This is a genomic window from Pedobacter sp. AK013 (genome assembly GCF_014205835.1).
Lineage (GTDB): Bacteria > Bacteroidota > Bacteroidia > Sphingobacteriales > Sphingobacteriaceae > Pedobacter.
On sequence record NZ_JACHCQ010000014.1, the window covers coordinates 52,353 to 71,664 of the forward strand.

19 protein-coding genes are annotated in these 19,312 nt (G+C 37.3%); 12 read left to right on the forward strand and 7 right to left on the reverse strand.

The genetic code is table 11. The features are described from left to right. The first annotated feature begins 25 nt into the window (after positions 1-25). The 4 genes from HDC90_RS11260 to HDC90_RS11275 all read left to right on the forward strand — a co-directional run bounded on the left by HDC90_RS11260 (position 26) and on the right by HDC90_RS11275 (position 3,249). Entirely contained in the window at positions 26-1,171 is a 1,146-nt protein-coding gene (locus tag HDC90_RS11260; protein ID WP_184466382.1) for a YhcG family protein, read from the forward strand. Positions 1,172-1,174: 3 nt separating this feature from the next. Next, positions 1,175-1,921: a glycosyltransferase family 2 protein gene (locus HDC90_RS11265; RefSeq protein WP_184466384.1), complete on the forward strand. Its 747-nt coding sequence runs from the start codon at positions 1,175-1,177 to the stop codon at positions 1,919-1,921. Positions 1,922-1,924: 3 nt separating this feature from the next. After that, positions 1,925-2,614: a hypothetical protein gene (locus HDC90_RS11270; protein ID WP_184466386.1), complete on the forward strand. Its 690-nt coding sequence runs from the start codon at positions 1,925-1,927 to the stop codon at positions 2,612-2,614. Positions 2,615-2,688: 74 nt separating this feature from the next. Beyond that, positions 2,689-3,249, forward strand: coding sequence for a type 1 glutamine amidotransferase domain-containing protein (locus tag HDC90_RS11275; RefSeq protein WP_184466388.1), 561 nt, complete (start codon positions 2,689-2,691; stop codon positions 3,247-3,249). A 154-nt stretch (positions 3,250-3,403) separates the two neighbouring features. Here HDC90_RS11275 and HDC90_RS11280 read toward each other — a convergent pair whose 3' ends face one another. The 5 genes from HDC90_RS11280 to typA form a co-directional block, all read right to left on the reverse strand. Then, positions 3,404-4,447: a hypothetical protein gene (locus HDC90_RS11280; RefSeq protein ID WP_184466391.1), complete on the reverse strand. Its 1,044-nt coding sequence runs from the start codon at positions 4,445-4,447 to the stop codon at positions 3,404-3,406. 453 nt (positions 4,448-4,900) lie between these two features. Beyond that, on the reverse strand, positions 4,901-6,091 hold the full coding sequence (locus HDC90_RS11285) for a serine hydrolase (protein WP_184466393.1): 1,191 nt from the start codon (positions 6,089-6,091) through the stop codon (positions 4,901-4,903). A gap of 40 nt (positions 6,092-6,131) precedes the next feature. After that, on the reverse strand, positions 6,132-7,046 hold the full coding sequence (locus HDC90_RS11290; protein ID WP_184466395.1) for a lysophospholipid acyltransferase family protein: 915 nt from the start codon (positions 7,044-7,046) through the stop codon (positions 6,132-6,134). Positions 7,047-7,131: 85 nt separating this feature from the next. Continuing rightward, the gene (locus tag HDC90_RS11295) at positions 7,132-8,058 is read right to left on the reverse strand and encodes a lysophospholipid acyltransferase family protein (RefSeq protein WP_184466397.1); all 927 of its coding nucleotides are present in this window, start codon (positions 8,056-8,058) and stop codon (positions 7,132-7,134) included. A gap of 408 nt (positions 8,059-8,466) precedes the next feature. Beyond that, complete coding sequence (typA, locus tag HDC90_RS11300; RefSeq protein WP_184466399.1) at positions 8,467-10,272, reverse strand: translational GTPase TypA; 1,806 nt, start codon at positions 10,270-10,272, stop codon at positions 8,467-8,469. 229 nt (positions 10,273-10,501) lie between these two features. On the opposite strand from typA, the gene HDC90_RS11305 reads away from it, so the two are divergent. After that, entirely contained in the window at positions 10,502-10,858 is a 357-nt protein-coding gene (locus tag HDC90_RS11305; RefSeq protein ID WP_184466401.1) for a DUF4180 domain-containing protein, read from the forward strand. A 6-nt stretch (positions 10,859-10,864) separates the two neighbouring features. On the opposite strand, the gene HDC90_RS11310 is transcribed toward HDC90_RS11305, so the two are convergent. Next, positions 10,865-11,311 carry a VOC family protein gene (locus HDC90_RS11310; protein ID WP_184466403.1) on the reverse strand — a complete coding sequence of 149 codons (447 nt, stop codon included), beginning with the start codon at positions 11,309-11,311 and terminating at the stop codon, positions 10,865-10,867. Between the two features lie 131 nt (positions 11,312-11,442). Here HDC90_RS11310 and HDC90_RS11315 point away from each other — a divergent pair, with 131 nt between their 5' ends. Continuing rightward, on the forward strand, positions 11,443-12,120 hold the full coding sequence (locus HDC90_RS11315) for a TIGR02117 family protein (protein WP_184466404.1): 678 nt from the start codon (positions 11,443-11,445) through the stop codon (positions 12,118-12,120). 117 nt (positions 12,121-12,237) lie between these two features. Here HDC90_RS11315 and HDC90_RS11320 read toward each other — a convergent pair whose 3' ends face one another. Beyond that, the gene (locus HDC90_RS11320) at positions 12,238-13,050 is read right to left on the reverse strand and encodes an esterase family protein (protein ID WP_184466406.1); all 813 of its coding nucleotides are present in this window, start codon (positions 13,048-13,050) and stop codon (positions 12,238-12,240) included. Positions 13,051-13,232: 182 nt separating this feature from the next. Between HDC90_RS11320 and HDC90_RS11325 the strand changes: the two genes are divergently transcribed. The 6 genes from HDC90_RS11325 (at position 13,233) to HDC90_RS11350 (ending at position 19,047) form a co-directional block, all read left to right on the forward strand. Continuing rightward, on the forward strand, positions 13,233-13,940 hold the full coding sequence (locus HDC90_RS11325; RefSeq protein WP_184466408.1) for an esterase family protein: 708 nt from the start codon (positions 13,233-13,235) through the stop codon (positions 13,938-13,940). A 165-nt stretch (positions 13,941-14,105) separates the two neighbouring features. Next, positions 14,106-15,185 (forward strand): RimK family alpha-L-glutamate ligase, encoded by a 1,080-nt coding sequence (locus HDC90_RS11330; RefSeq protein ID WP_184466410.1) that lies wholly within the window; start codon positions 14,106-14,108, stop codon positions 15,183-15,185. A gap of 33 nt (positions 15,186-15,218) precedes the next feature. Beyond that, positions 15,219-16,319, forward strand: a complete 1,101-nt coding sequence (locus tag HDC90_RS11335) for a carboxylate-amine ligase (RefSeq protein WP_184466412.1) — start codon at positions 15,219-15,221, stop codon at positions 16,317-16,319. A 7-nt stretch (positions 16,320-16,326) separates the two neighbouring features. Continuing rightward, positions 16,327-17,154 carry a type 1 glutamine amidotransferase gene (locus HDC90_RS11340; RefSeq protein WP_184466414.1) on the forward strand — a complete coding sequence of 276 codons (828 nt, stop codon included), beginning with the start codon at positions 16,327-16,329 and terminating at the stop codon, positions 17,152-17,154. An 11-nt stretch (positions 17,155-17,165) separates the two neighbouring features. Then, on the forward strand, positions 17,166-17,852 hold the full coding sequence (locus HDC90_RS11345) for a hypothetical protein (RefSeq protein WP_184466416.1): 687 nt from the start codon (positions 17,166-17,168) through the stop codon (positions 17,850-17,852). Between the two features lie 7 nt (positions 17,853-17,859). Continuing rightward, the gene (locus HDC90_RS11350; RefSeq protein WP_184466418.1) at positions 17,860-19,047 is read left to right on the forward strand and encodes a hypothetical protein; all 1,188 of its coding nucleotides are present in this window, start codon (positions 17,860-17,862) and stop codon (positions 19,045-19,047) included. The last annotated feature ends 265 nt before the right edge of the window (positions 19,048-19,312 follow it).

Here is a 19,312-nt window from a genome sequence, read left to right on the forward strand (position 1 = left end):
AATTTATACCGATTGAAACTGTTTAATGGAACGCATCACAAATTATTCTGAAAGTATTAAGGCATTAAAATCGGCTATTTTATCGAGCCGATATAAAGCTGCTACTTTAGTAAATAAAGAACTTTTGCTGTTATATTTTACAGTTGGTAAATTTATTTCTGAGAAGACTAAGAAAGAGAAATGGGGGGCAAAAGTTATTGATAACCTTTCTACCGATTTACAGACCGAACTACCTGGTTTACGGGGATTCTCAGCTACAGGCATAAAGAGAATGAGGTTCTTTTTCGAGTCGTGGGAAGAATATTTCCTCACCAAGCCATCCATAAAGGGACAATCATCCATCATTGATATTGAAGAAATTGCATTTAGACCAACACTGTTGGACCAAATCCAAAATACTGATAATGAATCATTTAAAATCAGGCCAACACTGTTGAACCAAATTGAAAATCATTTTTTTAAATTAAGCTTTTCACATCATATAGAGCTAATCCAAGCTACTGAAACTTTAGAGGAAAAAATATACTACATCAAAAAAACGGCAACAGAATTCTGGAGTTTAGCTACTTTAAAATATCAACTCAAAAACAAATCTTTTAGCAATTCGGGTAGTTTACCTAATAACTTTTTAAAAACGATTTCTAACGAAGAGATAAGGAATAAAACGCTCCTATCTTTCAAAGATGAATACCTGCTGGATTTTATTAATATAGAAGATAATGATGAGCAGGATGAACGGGTTTTAGAAAGTGGAATAGTACAGAATATTAAAAAATTTTTAATGTCGTTAGGAACCGATTTTGCCTTTATTAGCAATCAATATAGATTGATTGTTGAAGACGAAGAATATTTTTTAGACCTTTTGTTTTTTAACCGCCGTTTACAATGTCTGGTTGTTTTCGAACTAAAAACCGGAAAATTCAAACCTGAGTATTTAGGCAAAATGAATTTCTATTTATCTGCCCTTGACGAATATGTTAAACAATCACACGAGCAGCCGTCAATAGGCATCATACTTTGCAAGGAAAAGAAAAACAAAATTGTAGAATTTTCATTCCGCGATTTTAACAAAGCAATGGGTGTTTCCACCTACAAAACCAGTACAACATTACCTAAAGCATTTAAAGGTTTAATCCCAGATGCCGAAACCTTTAAAAAATTAATGGATTAACCCATGCCCAAATTAACCGTCATTACCATCGTATACAATAATGTTCGCGATATCGAACGTACCATCCATTCTATTCTTAATCAAACCTATAAAAAAATTGAATATATTGTAATAGACGGCGCATCTACTGATGGGACTTTGCAAGTTGTGCAACGCTATAAGGAACAGATTACAAAAATTGTATCAGAACCTGATAAAGGCATTTATGATGCCATGAACAAAGGTTTAGCGCTCGCTACGGGCGATTATGTTTTATTTATGAATTCAGGCGATGAGATTTATGATAACCACACTGTAGAAGATGTTTTCGCTACAGCTCCTGGTGCCGACATTTATTACGGAGAAACTGAAATGTACAATGACAATTGGGAAAATTTAGGCCGAAGAAGGCACGAAGCGCCAGAAGAATTCGACTGGACGAGTTTTAAATATGGTATGAACATTAGCCACCAGGCCATTTATATCCGCCGCAGTATTATTACGCCATACGATTTAACCTATAAGTACAGTTCAGATATTGATTGGATTATTAAAGCTGCAAAAAAAGCCTCAAATATTGTTAATGTTCACCGTTACGTAGCCAAATACCTGGTTGGTGGCATGAGCAAGAAAAAACACCGCGAAAGCTTAAAAGAACGGTTTAAAATATTTACGAAATATTATGGTTTGATCCCCAATATTTTTAATCACATCGTTATTGCAGGTAACCTGATCTTGTATTTTGTTAAGCACCGCAGGACAAATGATTAGGTTATGAATGAAGAAATTAACGAACTACTCTCTATTTATAAGCAGGAAAAGGAACTCATTGAATCCCTAATCGAAAGCGATAAGATAGACAATGATTATAAGGCGATCTATCTGAATTCTAAAATCCTGGTTAACATCCAGCGCCAGATTAGATTAATTGAATCTCTACTCGATCCTCACGCTCAGGAAAAAGAGCAATTGAAACGAACAATTGATTTTTACGTTAATAGAGGCGGGTTTCAGAAAGATAACGACTACCAAAAACACATACTAGAACAAATTGACCAAAAACTTGACCAATTAAACAGCTATAAACCTGCCTACTTTGACGATGGACAAGAGTTTGATGATGCTATTTTTGATTTAGCAGAACAAAGGATTAAAGGTTTTATATTCAACTTGAAAAAAGAAGAAAAACTATTCTTACTGTTTGAACGTAACGAGAAAGAAATCCTATTGTCAATTACAAATGTTAAACGGCTCAAAAAAAAATACATATTAGATAAAACGACCAGAAATGCACTTAAATTTATTGGTTTTAAAGAGGAAAAACACATTGATTCATTTGTTTTTAACTATAACTTAGACCATTTTAAAGACGCTATTTTTATTAAAACTATAGTGAGCAGAGTTATTTTTGATGCATTTCATTTTCAAAATTTAGACAATAAAACAACTATTGAGTTCTTTTAGTAATCTCAAATTTCTAAAAACAATAATTTTCCCCAACTGTCTTTAATATATCACCTATTAAAAATTTAAAGATTATGGGACAATTAAGTAACCGCACTATTGCTGTACTTTCAGAAAGCGGATTTGAAGAAGTAGAATTAACCGAGCCAGTTAAACGGTTAAAAGAAGAGGGCGCAACCGTTCACATTATCTCCTCAAAAAGCGGAAAAATAAAAGCCTGGGATCACGATCACTGGTCGATAGAAGTTGATGTAGATAAAACCATTTCGGAAGCAAATGCGGATGATTATAATGGATTACTTTTACCAGGTGGCATAATAAATCCAGATCAGTTACGTATTAACGAAGATGCATTGGTTTTTGTAAAATCATTTTTTGCCGACGGGAAACCTGTTGCCGCCATTTGCCACGGTCCACAAACGTTGATTAATGCCGATGTAGTACAGGGCAGAAAGTTAACTTCAGTAAAAAACATTTCGCAGGATTTAATTAATGCCGGAGCCATCTGGTCAGATGAGGAAGTGGTGGTAGACCAAGGCTTGGTTACCAGCCGTACACCAGAAGATTTACCAGCTTTTAACGATAAAATTGTAGAGGAATTTGCCGAAGGTGTTCATGAAGGGCAGCACGCCTAAAAACTTTCGACGCTCTTTCTAGATTCACTCAAAAAAGGTAGGCAATTTGCCTACCTTTTTTATTTTAGTCCTTTTTGTGCCGTCAGATGTTACCATCTGACGGATAAATTTATTTTGATTATTTTTAGTGTCGGATGGTGACATCCAACACCACTTATAGCTTAACCTGCCTAATAATATTTTTGATATTCAATTCAATAATATCCGTCATGGTTTTGCACTGTAGATAATTTGTATCCTTAAAATAATCGCTCATACCCTGCTTTAGCAAAGCGATATTTTCGGGTGTAGTTAATTCTTCTTTGTTCGAAACATCACGAAGATCGGTTAAGCGGTGACGCTCGCTCCTTACGCGATGTACAATTGACGACCGTTCCTCCTGCTGATATTGCAGTACAGTTTTCTCCGTTAACTGCTCCATGCTCATTTTCACATAAGGCAAATTCTCTTTAAAAAACTGAGGTAGATAAACTTTTAAATTGCCTTCGTAAAACTGTTGATCAAAATCTATAGCCCGGATACGAAACTGGATATCATCAAAATCGGGCGTAATCTGTACCACAAAATTATAGGCACGCATATCCCCCAAAAGCATAATCAAACAGCGTTCATTAAACTTCACAAACTCTTTTGCTATACGGGTAGGGTTAAATTCTGGTGTATATAACTGTCCTTTTGTAAAAACATCACCCGGGATCCCTGCAATGTGTTCTTCTACCAGGGTATCGCCATCTACCAGGTAATTTACCTGATTTGGTGAAAGGATTTCTTCCATTTCTAAACCGTAAATTCGAGAGGCATCCGCTTTTTTAATGTAGAAGTAATCGTAAACATCGTTTAAGCGGTTTACAATACGGACGCGAAAGGGGTGGGTATTTCCGAAGGTGCAGTATTCTATTTTATCGATGTACTTATGTTCAACAATGCGCAAGTTACCTGATGCTTTAAGATTTGCATAAATTTCCTTTAAACCTTCGTGTAAGGGCCCGATTAAATCCTGTGCATAAATAGGACCTTCCCAAAGCGAATCTTTACCAAACTTATCCATTAGTGGGAAAGCCTCGTTAAACTGCATTAAATCATTATAACCAATGGGTAATTTCGCTTCACGCTGATAGGTGCGCAAATATTTCTGCAAAGCAGGTGTAACCGGAAAAATCGGCTTCTTTTTTGAAATTTTTACATCATTGTTTTCCATGCAGAGGCAATGTACTATTTTATGGAAATATGTCTAAATCTTTTACCACAAACATACAGATTGTAAGCATTAGCCTATAAAATGATATGCTTTTTTTAAGGTTTAGGGGAAACAATCTGTGCCAACAAAGTTTAAACATATTTTTTAGAAAAGCAAAACCTGCCATCTATAGTAACGTTAGCCCCGCCACATACTCATACGCCTGCAGGCATTACACACTGGCCGGTATCCGCTATGTGGGGTTTAGACTGTTGGATACATTGCACAGCTGTGAGTTAACTAAACCCGGTAGCAGCGAACACGAGGTAATAGTTCATTGCCAAAGTAAAGCGGATAACGGGACTTTCGGGACCGATTGACACTAAACCCTGATTTTCAAAATCTCAAAAAGGAATTTAGGACACCACATCCGAGACTTGAGACCCTAGTTCACCCGGTATTCTCCTGTAGCTATTAACCTTTCGGATAACTAAACGGCAATCCAGCCAGATACCGGCTGATTTTCCGGTATGGATAATTCCCCGCACCATGATCGGCAAATTGCACAATAATGGTATTTGTTTTCGGATCTACATACAACCTTTGGCCAAGCATACCCTCTGCCGCATAATCGCCTTTATCACCTGCCTGCGGAATCCACCAAAGGTAATGATGTGCTGATTTTTGCCAGCCTTTTGCTGATGCTGGAATTTCGTTACCAATATTGGTGGATTGATTTACCCAGTTTTCAGGAACAACCTGATTTCCATTGTACCTGCCCTTATTTAAATAAAGGCGACCAATTTTAGCTAAATCTATTGCCGTTACCTGAAAACGGCTGGCGGTATTTGTTAAACCATTTACCTGGTCTAAGCCCCAAGTCGAATTATATTCGGCTCCGATCTGCTTCCATACATGGGCCTCGAAATATTTGGCCACCGATTTGCCGCTTGCCTTTTTTAAGACCCAGCCCAATAAAATCGGGTCAATGCTTTTATACACCCAAACCGTACCAGGTTTGTTAACCAATTTTACTTTCATCAATTGGGCAGCCATATCATCAGTATAATAATATTTGGCTTCGTCAGAAAAAAAAGCTTTTATAATCCCGCCCAACGCATCCTGAAACTCGAGTCCCGATTTCATATCCAACAGGTTTTTTAATGTAATCTGCCCGAAAGCGGGATTCGATTTTAATTCAGGGATATATCTTGTTACCTTATCATTCAGACTTTTAATACTACCATCGGCCAATGCCTGGCCAATCATAATAGAAATCATACTCTTTGCTCCCGAAAATATGGTACATAAAGTGCTATCGCTATAACCTTTATCATATCTTTCGTACAGCACACTATCATTCCTGATCACGATAAAAGCATTGATCTGCCCGTTTTTCAAGTAAGTCTTTAATGGAATCAATCGGTTATTCCCATCCTGTACCTGCAAGGTATCTAAACCATTGCGTGGTTTTGCTGCCCTGACAAAATGAAAGGCCGAATCGCTTTTATGCGAAATTTCCTGCGGAAAAATTTTATAGGTTTCGGCGTTTGGTGTTCTATATTTTAATACATTCAACAAATATGGTTTCCAAAGAAATAATGCGAATAGCGATAAAAAAAAAGAATAAATCAGGATTAAAAGTATTTTTTTGAAGATTTTCATGGATAAGCGTTATAACAACAAATATAAAATATTTGGGAAATTATGCCTGCTTTCGAGATTCATTTGTAGCAAAAAGAAGTTGATGTTTAGGTTTGTGCTTCCACCTCCTATGGCTCCATAGCCAATATTCGGGTTGTGCATTAATTATTTCTTCCAAAAAACGGGTATGTAGTTCAGTAATTTCGAACCCTGCTGTTTCAGCCGGATTTAAACAAAGCGGCACGCAATCAACATCATAAAAACCTCGTTTCAATACATTTACTTTAAAATAAAATATAGGCTGATTAGTGCGCTTCGCAATTTTTTCAATTCCTAGTTGTACAGAACTGGCCTGATGCATAAAACTTGTCCAATAATGCGATTCATCTTTGGAGGGTGCCTGGTCATTTCCGAAACTAAATATACTTGGTTTATCCTTACTCGCCTGCAAAGCCCGCACAGTTTGCCGCATAGCAATTAACTTATTACCAAATTTACTTCGTACTTTTTTAAACCAACTATCAAATGTAGCATTGCTTAAGGGTTTGTAAATTGGATAATGATCTGCAGAAAAGTTAAGTCCAATACCCAAAGTGCCCCACTCCCAGTTACCATAATGTGCTGAACAGATCAACACGCTCTGGCCGCGATCTAAATATTCCTGAACCTGTTCTTTATTTTTAAAAATAAAACGCTTTTCTATTTCTTTTTTTGAGATGCTGCTCATCTTAACGATTTCGAATATCAATGACGCCAGGTAGCGGTAGTAACGTTTTTCGATGACCACGATTTCTTCCAACGTTTTATGGGGTAACGCATTCAATAAATTTTCCCTCACCACTTTCCGACGGTAGCCGAAAACAAAATAAAGCAGCAGATAAGCTCCATCGGCCAAAATGTATAAAACAGACAGTGGAAACAGAGATAATACGCTTAAAAAAAATATTCCCAAATAGGAAATCCCCTTTTTTATCATATATAAGTAGTTGAAACGCTAAATTAAAAAGCAATTCAACAAATTATGCCACAAAAATGTTAGGTTTTAATTTCAGATAAATAGATTATACCATAGCATCCAAGATGTTCTGATCTTTAAATATCGTTTCAACACGTTTTGGTGGGCGTTTGTATTTCCACCTACGGTGACTCCACAACCAATAAGCAGGTGCCTCTTTGATCATGTCTTCCAAGAAATGGGTATGCTGTTCGGTAATCTCAAATTCAGCGGTTTTTGCTGGGTTTAAGCAGATCGGAACACAATCTACCTCGTAATAACCCCTTTTTATAGTGTTAATTTTGAGGTAAAAAACTGGACGGTTGGTTTTTTTCGCAATCTTTTCTACCCCCAATTGAATTGAAGATTCCTGGTTTAAAAACGTTGTCCAATAGGTCGAATCCTCTTTTGATGGCGCCTGGTCACTTCCGAAAGTAAACATAGTAGCTTCATTCTTGGTGGCTTGTATGGCCCTTAAGGTTTGGCGCATAGATACCATATGGTTACCAAACCTACTCCTCATATCCAGAAACCAATTGTCAAAAGCATCGCTGCTCAACGGCTTGTAAATCGGGTAATGTTTGCCGGAAAAGTTTAAACCAATAGCCATACACACCCATTCGTAATTGCCATAATGTGATGAGCAGAAAAGTACACTTTCATTATTTTTAAGATAGGCTTCTACCAGATCGGTATTTTTAAACTTTACCCTTTTGTTTAATTCCTTTTTAGAAATGCTTTTCATCTTGATCACTTCAATAAAAAGTGAAGACAAAAATTTATAAAAACGCTTTTCTATATCATTAATTTCTGAAGTACTTTTTTCGGGAAATGAATTAATCAGGTTTTCCTTAACTACTTTTCTACGGTAGCCGAAAACGTAAAATATTAACACATAAAAAGCATCTGCCAATCTGTATAAAATAAATAGCGGTAATAGAGAGAGCACATTTAATAAAAATATACCCACCTTGGATAACCCTTTATTAATCATGATTGGGACGATTAGTTTGCTTTTAAAATACAAAATTAAAAGTCATAAGAACATCAACTGCCATACAAATGTTATTTTTTTATTCCTGCAGGTTTTATGAAGAATTTATGACAAAATTACTTTAGCGGTTAACAATTCATTTTAGCCTACAACTAGTTATCTGAAGGATTTTCCTAGTACGTATGCTTCATTAAGCCATTTTAAACCTTGGTTTTGGGTAGTTTTTAACAATCTATATATAGACAGGTTTTACACCACAATACTGCAATACACTTTTCTTTAATTGATTAACGCTCAGTCGGCAAAAAAACAATCGATAATACCAGGGTGGCTGAAAATAAAAAAGCCCCGATTTTAATCGAGGCTTTAGCAACATATATTTTATGTCCCCTTTTAGGGATATTGGGGTTAAGCGAATTGCTTTCCTTTAACTTTACGTTCTTGCTCAGTTAAGAAGATTTTGCGTAAACGCATGCTTACCGGAGTAACTTCGATGTACTCATCTGCCTGGATATACTCCATAGCCTCTTCTAACGAAAATTTAATTGCCGGTGCAATACGGGTGTTATCATCAGTACCTGATGCACGCATGTTAGTTAAAGCTTTACCTTTTACGATATTGATTACCAAGTCGTTATCACGGATATGCTCTCCTAAAATTTGTCCTTCGTAAATATCAACTCCCGGATCTACAAAGAAACGACCTCTATCCTGTAATTTATCAATAGAATATGCAGTGGTGGTACCTTTATCCATCGAAATTAATACGCCATTTAAACGGCCAGGGATCGTACCTTTCCAAGGTTCGTAAGCTTTGAAACGGTGTGCCATAATTGCCTCACCAGCAGTAGCTGTTAAAACGTTATTACGTAAACCGATGATCCCACGAGATGGAATTTCAAATTCTAAGTGTTGTAAATCACCTTTTGGTTCCATAATCAATAACTCGCCTTTACGTTGCGTTACCAATTCGATTACTTTACCAGAAACTTCTGCAGGTACATCTACAATCAAAGTTTCAATTGGCTCATGTTTTTTACCATCGATTTCTTTGACAATAACTTGTGGCTGACCCACTTGCAATTCATAACCTTCACGACGCATCGTTTCGATTAATACTGATAAGTGAAGAATACCACGGCCATATACCAACCATGAATCTGCACCTTGGGTTTCAACAACTTTCAACGCCAGGTTTTTCTCCATTTCTTTTATCAAACGGTCTTTGATACGTTGAGAAGTTACCAATTTACCTTCTTTACCGAAGAAAGGAGAGTTATTAATGGTAAACAACATGTTCATTGTTGGCTCATCAATGCTAATTACTGGTAATTGCTCTGGTGCTTCAAAATCAGCAATAGTATCACCAATTTCAAAACCATCAATACCTACAACCGCACAAATATCGCCAGAACTTACTTCAGTAGCTTTTACTTTACCTAAACCTTCGAAAGTATAAAGTTCTTTTACTCTTGATTTAACAATTTTGCCATCGCGTTTAATTAAAGTAACCGGTTGGTTTTCTTTAATTGTACCACGGTGAACACGACCAATTGCAATACGACCTACGAAAGAAGAATAATCTAATGAGGTAATCTGCATTTGTAAAGTACCTTCGTTTATTGGTGCAGCAGGAATATTTTCTACCACCGCATCTAACAAAGCAAAAATATCAGTTGTTGGTTTTTGCCAGTCAGTACTCATCCATCCTTGTTTAGATGAACCGTAAATTACAGGGAAATCCAATTGCTCTTCAGTAGCTTCAAGGTTAAAGAACAATTCGAAAATCTGCTCGTAAACCTCTTCAGGGCGGCAGTTTTCTTTATCTACTTTGTTTACCACCACAATTGGCTTTAAACCCAGTGCCAAAGCTTTTTGCGTTACGAAACGTGTTTGAGGCATTGCACCTTCAAAAGCATCGCAAAGTAAAAGTACACCATCGGCCATTTTCAAAACACGCTCTACCTCACCGCCAAAATCCGCGTGACCAGGTGTATCGATAATGTTAATTTTTACGTCTTTGTATTGAACAGATACGTTTTTAGATACAATCGTGATACCACGCTCACGCTCTAAGTCGTTGTTATCCAATATCAACTCTCCTGTTTGTTCGTTGTCACGAAAAATAGAACAAGAGTGTAAAATCTTATCAACCAACGTGGTTTTACCGTGGTCAACGTGTGCTATAATAGCTATATTTCTAATCTTTTGCATAAAATGCGCCTCAAATTTGGCGCAAAGATAGTGTTTTGAAATGGATTTTCTACTATATCTGTTACTATTTAATACGATGATAATGTTGTAATTATCTCATTTTTAAATAGAAAAGCAGCGCGCTTTATTGTGCAATCAAATAATAGGTTTGAACAAGATGTATAAAAAAGAAAACATAATCTTTAACTTAGTCGCAATAATGCCAACCCATTCCCTATTTTAAAACCTAATGAAAATTGAATCTCACACCTTGAACAATACCAATATTGCAGAAATTATTTCAGAAGAAATAATCATTAATAATGCAGCAGATGGATTGGATTTACTAGGGAACCTATACTACCAGGGATTTGATAAAATCATGATCCATGAACATAATATTACACCCGATTTCTTTGACCTTAAAAATGGAATGGCAGGAGAAATTCTCCAAAAATTTTCAAATTACCGGATAAGCCTTGCAATTATTGGCGATTTTAGTGCATATCAAAGCAAAAGCATTAAAGATTTTATTTACGAAAGCAATAAGGGCAAACACATCAATTTTTTAAATTCAACAGCCGAAGCGCTAACAAAGCAAGGGTGATGAAATTTATATGTTTAACCAATCCTGATAAGAAATCACCCCTAAATCAGGTTTAGCCTCGCCATCCAAAATAGCAATAAATTCCAACGCATGCCCATCGGGGTCATTAAAATAAATGGCTAAAGCGGGCATCCAGGCGAAAACCATAGGTTCGTGATCACCACTTTTGAGAAAATTATAAGGCTTGAGGTTATTGGCTTCAAGAAACGGGATCGATTTATTCAGCACATCATCCACATCGCACCGGAAGGCAAAATGCCTGATGTCGATTTCATCTTTTGGTTTTTCCCAAATACCCAGCATGGCTTCCTGGGGCTTTCCGATCCAGAAAAATACAATCCTGCGTTCTTCTTCATAATGGCATTGTGTTAAACCTAAAACATTACTGTAAAAATCTATTGATCTTTCTAAATCTGCTACATAGATATGTGTTTCAAATAGTCCCTTTATCATATTGTGAAATTAGAGATAAGTTACTGCCTCAAAAAATCATATTTTTCGATATAGCTATCAATAAAATTTATTTAAGCCTTTGGGTTACCAAAACACCAGTGTTGTATTAAAGGTAAAATAACCAGGGCAGTATGAATAACCGGTTTTTAAAATATACAGGCAGATTTTGTATTATTCTTATCCTATTGATCGGAATTTATTTTGTCACAGCATTTTGCGCCTCAAGAATAACGGTAAACCCTAACCCTACAAACCCTAAAGAAATTGCGATTTACATTATGACGAATGGTGTACACACGGATATTGTAGTGCCTACAGTTACCGCGCAGATAGACTGGACGAAAGAAATCAGTTATCAAAACACTTTAGCTGCCGATAGCACTTATCTATACCTGGCCATGGGCTGGGGCGATAAAAAATTCTACCTCGAAACGCCAGAATTTTCAGACCTTAAACTTAGCAATGGATTAAGGGCCATTTCGGGTTTAAGCACATCTGCTATGCACACCACCTATTACAAAAATATACCGGAAGATGCGAACTGCAAGAAAATTATCATCAGCAAAGCGCAATATCTGCAACTGATCGATTATATCTTAAATAGTTTCAAAAAAGATAAAGCCGGACATCTGATCAATGTTAAATCGAAGGTCCATTATGATGTTGGTGATGCCTTTTACGAAGCAAGAGGCAGTTACAGCATTTTTAAAACCTGCAATACCTGGGCAAATGGTGCATTAAAAGCTTGCGGGCAAAGGAGCTGTTTATGGACGATATTTGATACTGGTATTTTTTTAAAGTATGAGTAGATGAACTTTTTTATAACAAGCATCATCTCGACTGAAAAGCAGTGGAATGGAAAGACCTACCTCGAGATAGATTTCTCGACTTCGCTTCGCTCAAAATGATAGTAAATTAGGGGAGTCTTATACCTCAAATGCCCAATCTAAAAAGGCTGGCATTACACTTTCCCAGGTCGGAACATCGTGTTTGCCACCAACTTTTTCGTAATAAAAAACATTTTCAGGCCGTTTGTAACCTTTATTTAGAAGTATTTTAACAATATCTATTGTATCATCTATCGAATCGATGATCATATTTTTATTCCTGTCGGCCTTTTCGTCTTCGGTTCCGGTCATTAACCAGAATTTCATATCTGGCTTGGTAGAAGTATTTTCCAGTTGCTGATGCATAATACGGTCGGCATCGGTATAACCTTCGCTCAGGTCTTTTTTTCTCCACCAAAATGCTCCGGAAAAAACACCAATGGCATCAAAAGCAGAAGGATTATTCCAGGCGATATCAAAGGCAGACAAACCACCCAGAGAAAACCCCGCGAAACCTACTTTACCGGTTATCGGCATCGCAATTTTCTTTTTAACAAAAGGCAGAAGTTCTTTGATTACAAAATCGGCGTATAAATCGGCTTTCGCTCCGCGCCCTTTAAAATCGGGCATACCCGCTACACCATATTCCATAAGGCGGTCTTCTGATGCTTTAATCGCCACAACAATTAACCTATGGTTCCTTTTGCCATGATGGGCTTCTTCCAAAATCCGGCTAAAATCCATTTTGGCCACATCCTGCCCATCATTTAATAAAAGAAGCTCTATTTTCTCATTCCCTAAAATACCTTCAGGTGTGTAAATATCTATTTCTACCTCATGCTTTAAATAAGCCGAGGGTATTTTAAAGTTACTGGTATTAACTTTTACCGATAAAATTGTGGTGTACATCATAATCAAAATCCCCTATCACATGGTTATCGCCTCAGAATTAGGGTGCAAAGGTACAAATCTCCGTAAACTATTAATTATCATAGGTTAATTTTTATAATACGCCTTTAATTTGCATCATTTTACTGCTTAAACAATTCTTTTTGTAGATTTTAATTTATACCTTAAATCATTCAATTTTTATTATGGTTAAAGAAGAACATAAGAAATGGTACAGCCCGAATTTAAGTGGCGAAATCGACATGCTCATCTTTGGTCACGGTGGCATCCCTATCCTACTGTTCCCGACAAGCATGGGTCGATATTTTGAAAACAAGGATTTCAAACTTATAGATTCTGTTGAGGGATTTATCAATGAAGGAAAAATTAAAATCTATTGCCCCGATGGCGTTGACAAGTTAAGCTGGTACAACAAAAATATTCATCCTGCCGACAGGGTTAAAAACCACATCTGGTACGATAAGTATTTATTGGAAGAGGTAGCCCCTCTGGCAAGGCATGAAACCGGGCACAGTAAAATTATTACCGCTGGCTGTAGTTTTGGAGGCTATCATGCTGCTAATTTCGCCTTCAGGCATCCCTGGCTGGTTAGCCATATGTTCAGTATGAGCGGAGCTTTCGATATTTCTGGCCAGTTGGATGGTTTTTATAATGACGATGTTTATTTCAACAACCCGGTTGATTATCTGCTGAATAACAGTAATCCCGAGCTACATTATATGAAAATTGTTTTGGGTACTACAGACCGTGATATGTGCAGGCCCGATAATGAGCGTTTATCCAATATTTTAAATAAAAAGGGTATCAACCACTGGCTTGATATCAGACAAAATGCAGATCACGATTGGCCCATCTGGAGAGAAATGTTTCCAGATTATATTGCTCAGTTATAGGCTTTAGTCTTCAGCCCGGAGTCGATTTAAGTTACAAGTATCAAACAATTACCCGATTAAGCAATTAAACTTAAAATATACCAATGAAACCATCATAAGCAAACAAGTGTAACCAACTACAAAAGCTCACGATCGCTTCATCATCATTGAAAGACAATTAAAACTATGAAAAAAATAGGGATTTTATTTGGACAGGAACGCTCTTTTCCTGAAGCCGTAATCGAAAGAATTAATAAAAAAGCAGAAAAAGGCATTACTGCTGAAGCGGTTAAAATCGATAAAATATTTCAGAATTCACCATTAGGTTATTCCGTAATCATTGATCGTATTTCGCAAGATGTACCATTCTACCGTGCCTCGCTAAAAAATGCTGCCATTACTGGAACTGCTGTAATTAACAACCCATTTTGGTGGAGCGCCGACGAAAAATTTTTTAACAATGCCCTGGCCGAACAAATTGGTGTACCCGTACCCAAAACTGCCTTAATCCCTTCAAGAGAACATCCAACAGGAACAACATCCGAATCTTTTTCTAACCTCGAAATGCCATTAAATTGGGATGCGATTTTCGAGTATGTAGGTTTTCCGGCGTATATGAAACCCTATGACGGCGGAGGCTGGAGGGATGTTTATAAGCTTCATGATAAAGAAGACTTTTTTGATAAACACAGCGGCACCCAACAACTGGTAATGCTTTTGCAGGAAGAAATCATCTTTGAAGAATATTTTAGGTGTTATTGTATAGGCGGCAAATATGTGCGTATTATGCAGTACGATCCACGCAACCCGCATCACTTACGCTATGCAACAGAAGGTAAATCGCCAGATCCGAAATTGCTTAAAACAGTTGAAGAATACACCTTAAAGCTATGCAAATATTTGGGGTACGATTTCAATACCGTTGAATTTGCGGTGCGTAATGGCGTGCCTATTGCAATCGATTTCTGTAACCCTGCCCCCGATGCCGACATTAAGAGTGTTGGTCAGGAAAATTTTGACTGGGTGGTAGAAACCACAGCAAATTATGCCATAGAAAGAGCTAAAGTACAAAAAGACGGGCAAGATAATTTAACCTGGGGCGAATATATTAAATCGTCTGTCGGCGGTAAACCGCTAATAGCTAAAACTGCACCAAAAGTGGCTAAAACAGCTGCACCAAAGAAAGTTACGGCTACAGAAAAGGCTAAAACTGCAACAACAGAAAAAACAGCTGCAAAACCTAAAAAAGCTGCAGCAAAAAAATAATTGGGATTTAATTTTTAATCAATAGATAGAAGGATGAACGAGTTTACGCTGGGCATAGAAGAAGAATATATGGTAATTGATCCCGTTACCAGAGAGCTTACTTCTCACGACCAAAAAATTGTAGAAGCCGCCCAAAAAATCCACAAAGACCAGGTTAAAGCAGAAATGCACCAGGCTGTGGTAGAAGTTGGAACCGGTATTTGTAAAACCACCACCGAAGCTCGCGAAGAGATTTCTCAACTGCGTTATACGGTTTCACAGCTAGCCGGAGAGCAGGGCTTAAGGATTGGGGCCGCTGGTACACACCCTTTCTCGCATTGGGAAAAGCAGTTGATTACAGAACACCCACGCTATAATGAAATTGTGAACGAACTGCAGGAAGCCGCACGTTCTAACCTCATTTTTGGCCTGCACGTACACGTAGGCTTTCAATCTCGCGAGCTGGCCATTCATATTGCCAACCAGGTGAGGTATTTCTTGCCACATGTTTTTGCGCTTTCTACCAATTCTCCATTCTGGGAATCGCGGAATACGGGTTACAAATCTTTCCGTACTAAAATTTTCGACAAATTTCCACGTACAGGTATCCCTGATATTTTTAATAGCATCGAGGATTACGACAACTATGTGAAACTGCTCATTAAAACCAATTGCATGGATAATGCCAAGAAAATTTGGTGGGATATCCGTGTGCATCCGTTTTTCGATACTGTTGAGTTCCGCATTTGCGATTGCCCGATGTTGATTGATGAAACGATGGCTTTTACTGCATTATTTCAGGCATTATGTGCCAAACTATACAAACTGCGCTTGCAGAATATGGAGTTTATCAGCTATTCGAGAGCATTAATCAATGAGAATAAATGGCGGGCTGCCCGTTATGGAATTGATGGGAACCTAATCGATTTCGGGAAAGAAATGGAAGTGAACTGCCGCAACCTTATTTTAGAATTGTTAGATTTTGTAGATGATGTGGTGGATGATTTAGGCTGCCGTGATGACATTAATTATGTGCATAAAATATTAGAGCATGGTACAGGCGCAGATAGGCAGTTGGCGGTTTACCAACAAACTGGTAACTTTGAGGCGGTGGTAGATTACATTACTACTCAAACACTTATAGGCGCAAAGTAATTTTATAATGGATAAAAGTAGCTTAAAGGTGGCCGTTATTGACATGAATAACGGCGCACCTAATCAGGGTATGCGGGGAATTCAGGAAATTTTATCCCGTTTTAAAAACGATAACAATATCGATTTAACCTTTGATATGTTTGATTTAAGGCAAAAAGGAGAAATACCAGGCATCGGTTATGATGCTTATATTTCTAGTGGTGGCCCAGGTAGTCCGATCGAAAGTAAGGGCGAACAATGGGAAAATGATTTCTTTAATCTCTTAGATCAGATAGAAGCTTTTAACCATAAAAACGATGAACGAAAAAAGTATGCTTTTTTGATCTGCCATTCCTTCCAATTGGCTTGTAGAAAATATGGATTGGGCAACGTAACCGAAAGACGGTCGAATGCTTTTGGCATTTTCCCGATTACCTTAACTGAAGATGGAGAAAAAGACGAGGTTTTTAACGGCATCACCAACCCGTTCTTTTCGGTCGACAGCAGAGATTGGCAAGTGATCGAGCCAGATTTTGCTGCTTTTGAGAAAAAAGGCGCTAAATTATTAGCCATCGAAAAAGAACGTAAACATGTCGATTTAGAACGCTGTATGATGTCGATCCGTTTTTCTGATGAAATTATCGGCACTCAGTTTCATCCAGAAGCTGATCCGGTTGGCATGAAAATGTACTTGCTTCAGGAAGAAAAGAAAAAAGCAATTGTTGATATGCACGGGGAACAAAAATACCTGGATATGTTAAACAGTTTAGATGATCCGGCAAGAATTGTGCTTACCCAAAGCGTTATTTTACCTAATTTCTTACAAAAAGCAATTGGGAATTTACAAGAGGCATAGAACTAACACTAATGAAAGCGGTACAAGACTATAAGCTACAAGATATCGAATTACAGGATGTAGAAGATACATTAGGCTACCTAGCAAAAGCTTTCGAACTGAATTTGGCATCTGATGCTTTTTCAGAAACAAAAACATTTGGAGATATCTGCCAGGTTTTCCAAGACAACATTGTTTATCAGAATGAAGAAAGTTGTACCTCTCAACAAGCCTTTTATAAGATCCGAAGTGCCATCGCTGTTTCACAAAAAATTGATAGCGGAAGTATTACCCCTAGGACTCGCCTTGATGAAGTTTTTCCTAGGATTGGTCGTAGGAAGAAAATAAAAGCATTTCAAAAAGAACTAGGTATACCAGTTAATTTTTTAACCATGAAAACCTGGCTAATATTTTTAATTATTGGTGGTTTTATAATCTCATTGGTAGCTTTTTTCTTTAACTGGAAATTTGCTTTGACAGGGATTTTGACTTGTTTGATTATTAACTGGATAGCAATGAAGCTCCGTCAGGAGATTGAATATATCTCAATTGGCGAACTCACTATGAAAATTACAAGGGACCATTATATGCAAGTGAGAAGAAATCCTAACACCATCAATAGAAATGAAATCGTAAAAATAATTCAATGCACTTTTATGTCAGATTTGGATTTAAAACTGTCGGAACTACATAATGACGCACTACTTGGTAAAATCTAAACAGCACATGATACCCTCACAACGCCAAAAATATAACCAGCAGTTTACCGAAGAGAAGTATCAAAACTTCCTTAGCGAATTGCAAAATGGCTATCCCCCAATTCCTTTTCGTGTGGCAGAAACGCCGGTTTTTTTACCTAAAGCGTTAAAAGAAAAGTTGATTGCAGCAGGGGAAGAAATCATAAACTTAATAAAGCAACCTAACTTTAAGGCACTAACGCAAAAATCAATTCCTGTAAGCTGGAATGTGCCCAATGAAAATGAGCAGCCACATTTTTTAACTTTTGATTTTGGTATCTGTAAAAATGAAGCCGGAGAACTTACTCCCATGCTCATCGAAATGCAGGGCTTCCCTTCTCTATACGGTTTTCAGCACCATTTAGCCAAAACCTTTAAAACAAGTTTCGAGATAGATCATTCGGTTAATTATTTCTTAAATGGTTTTAATGAAGAAAATTACATCAGGCTGCTTAAAAAAGTGATTATTGGTCCCCATCAACCTGAAGAAGTAGCACTGATGGATGTAGATGCGCCTAACCAAAAAACGGCCATCGATTTTTTTGTTACCCAAAAAATGTTGGGTATTAAAATTTTGGCACTGGAAGACATTAAAAAAGTAGGTAAACAATTATTTTATAAGGAAAATGGCAAACAGATCCAGCTTAAAAGAATTTATAACCGCCTGATATTTGACGAAGTAGCTAATAATACCGAGATTTTCAAAAACAGTTTCGATCCGCGTGAAGAACTTGATGTGGAATGGGTAACACATCCCAACTGGTTTTACCGCATCAGCAAATACACCATGCCATTTCTAAAAAGCGAATTTGTGCCCGATACACGTTTTTTAAACGAGGTAAAGATTATCCCTGAAGATTTAGAAAACTACGTACTTAAGCCATTATTCTCTTTCGCAGGGATGGGCGTAATTATCGATGTAAGCGAAACGGACATTACCAGTATAAAAGATCCCGAAAACTGGATTTTACAAAGAAAAGTAAATTATGAGCCAGCCGTACAAGCACCTGATGGTGGTGTAAAAGCCGAAATCAGGATGATGTACTTATGGCCCGATGGTGGTGAGCCTCAGCTTTGCATTAATTTGGCAAGACTAAGCAAAGGAAAAATGATTGGTGTACGCTACAACGCCGATTTCGATTGGGTTGGTGGTACTGTTGGCTTTATGGAAGAATAGCTTTTTTTAACCGCAAAGCTCGCGAAGACAAAGCACAGAGAACACAAAACAGGTATCCTTGTCAGTCTGAGCGAAGTCGAAGATTAACCACAAAGATCACAAAGAATAAGACACAGATATGATCCTTCAGTGTATTCTGTGATTCCGTGGCAAGACAAAAAGTTCGTGGCTACATGAATTATAGCGAAAGGAATAATAATTCACCTATTCTCTGTAAAAAAACTCGGTTTCCTCTATAGTAAAACCGTACGTCAATAATTTACAT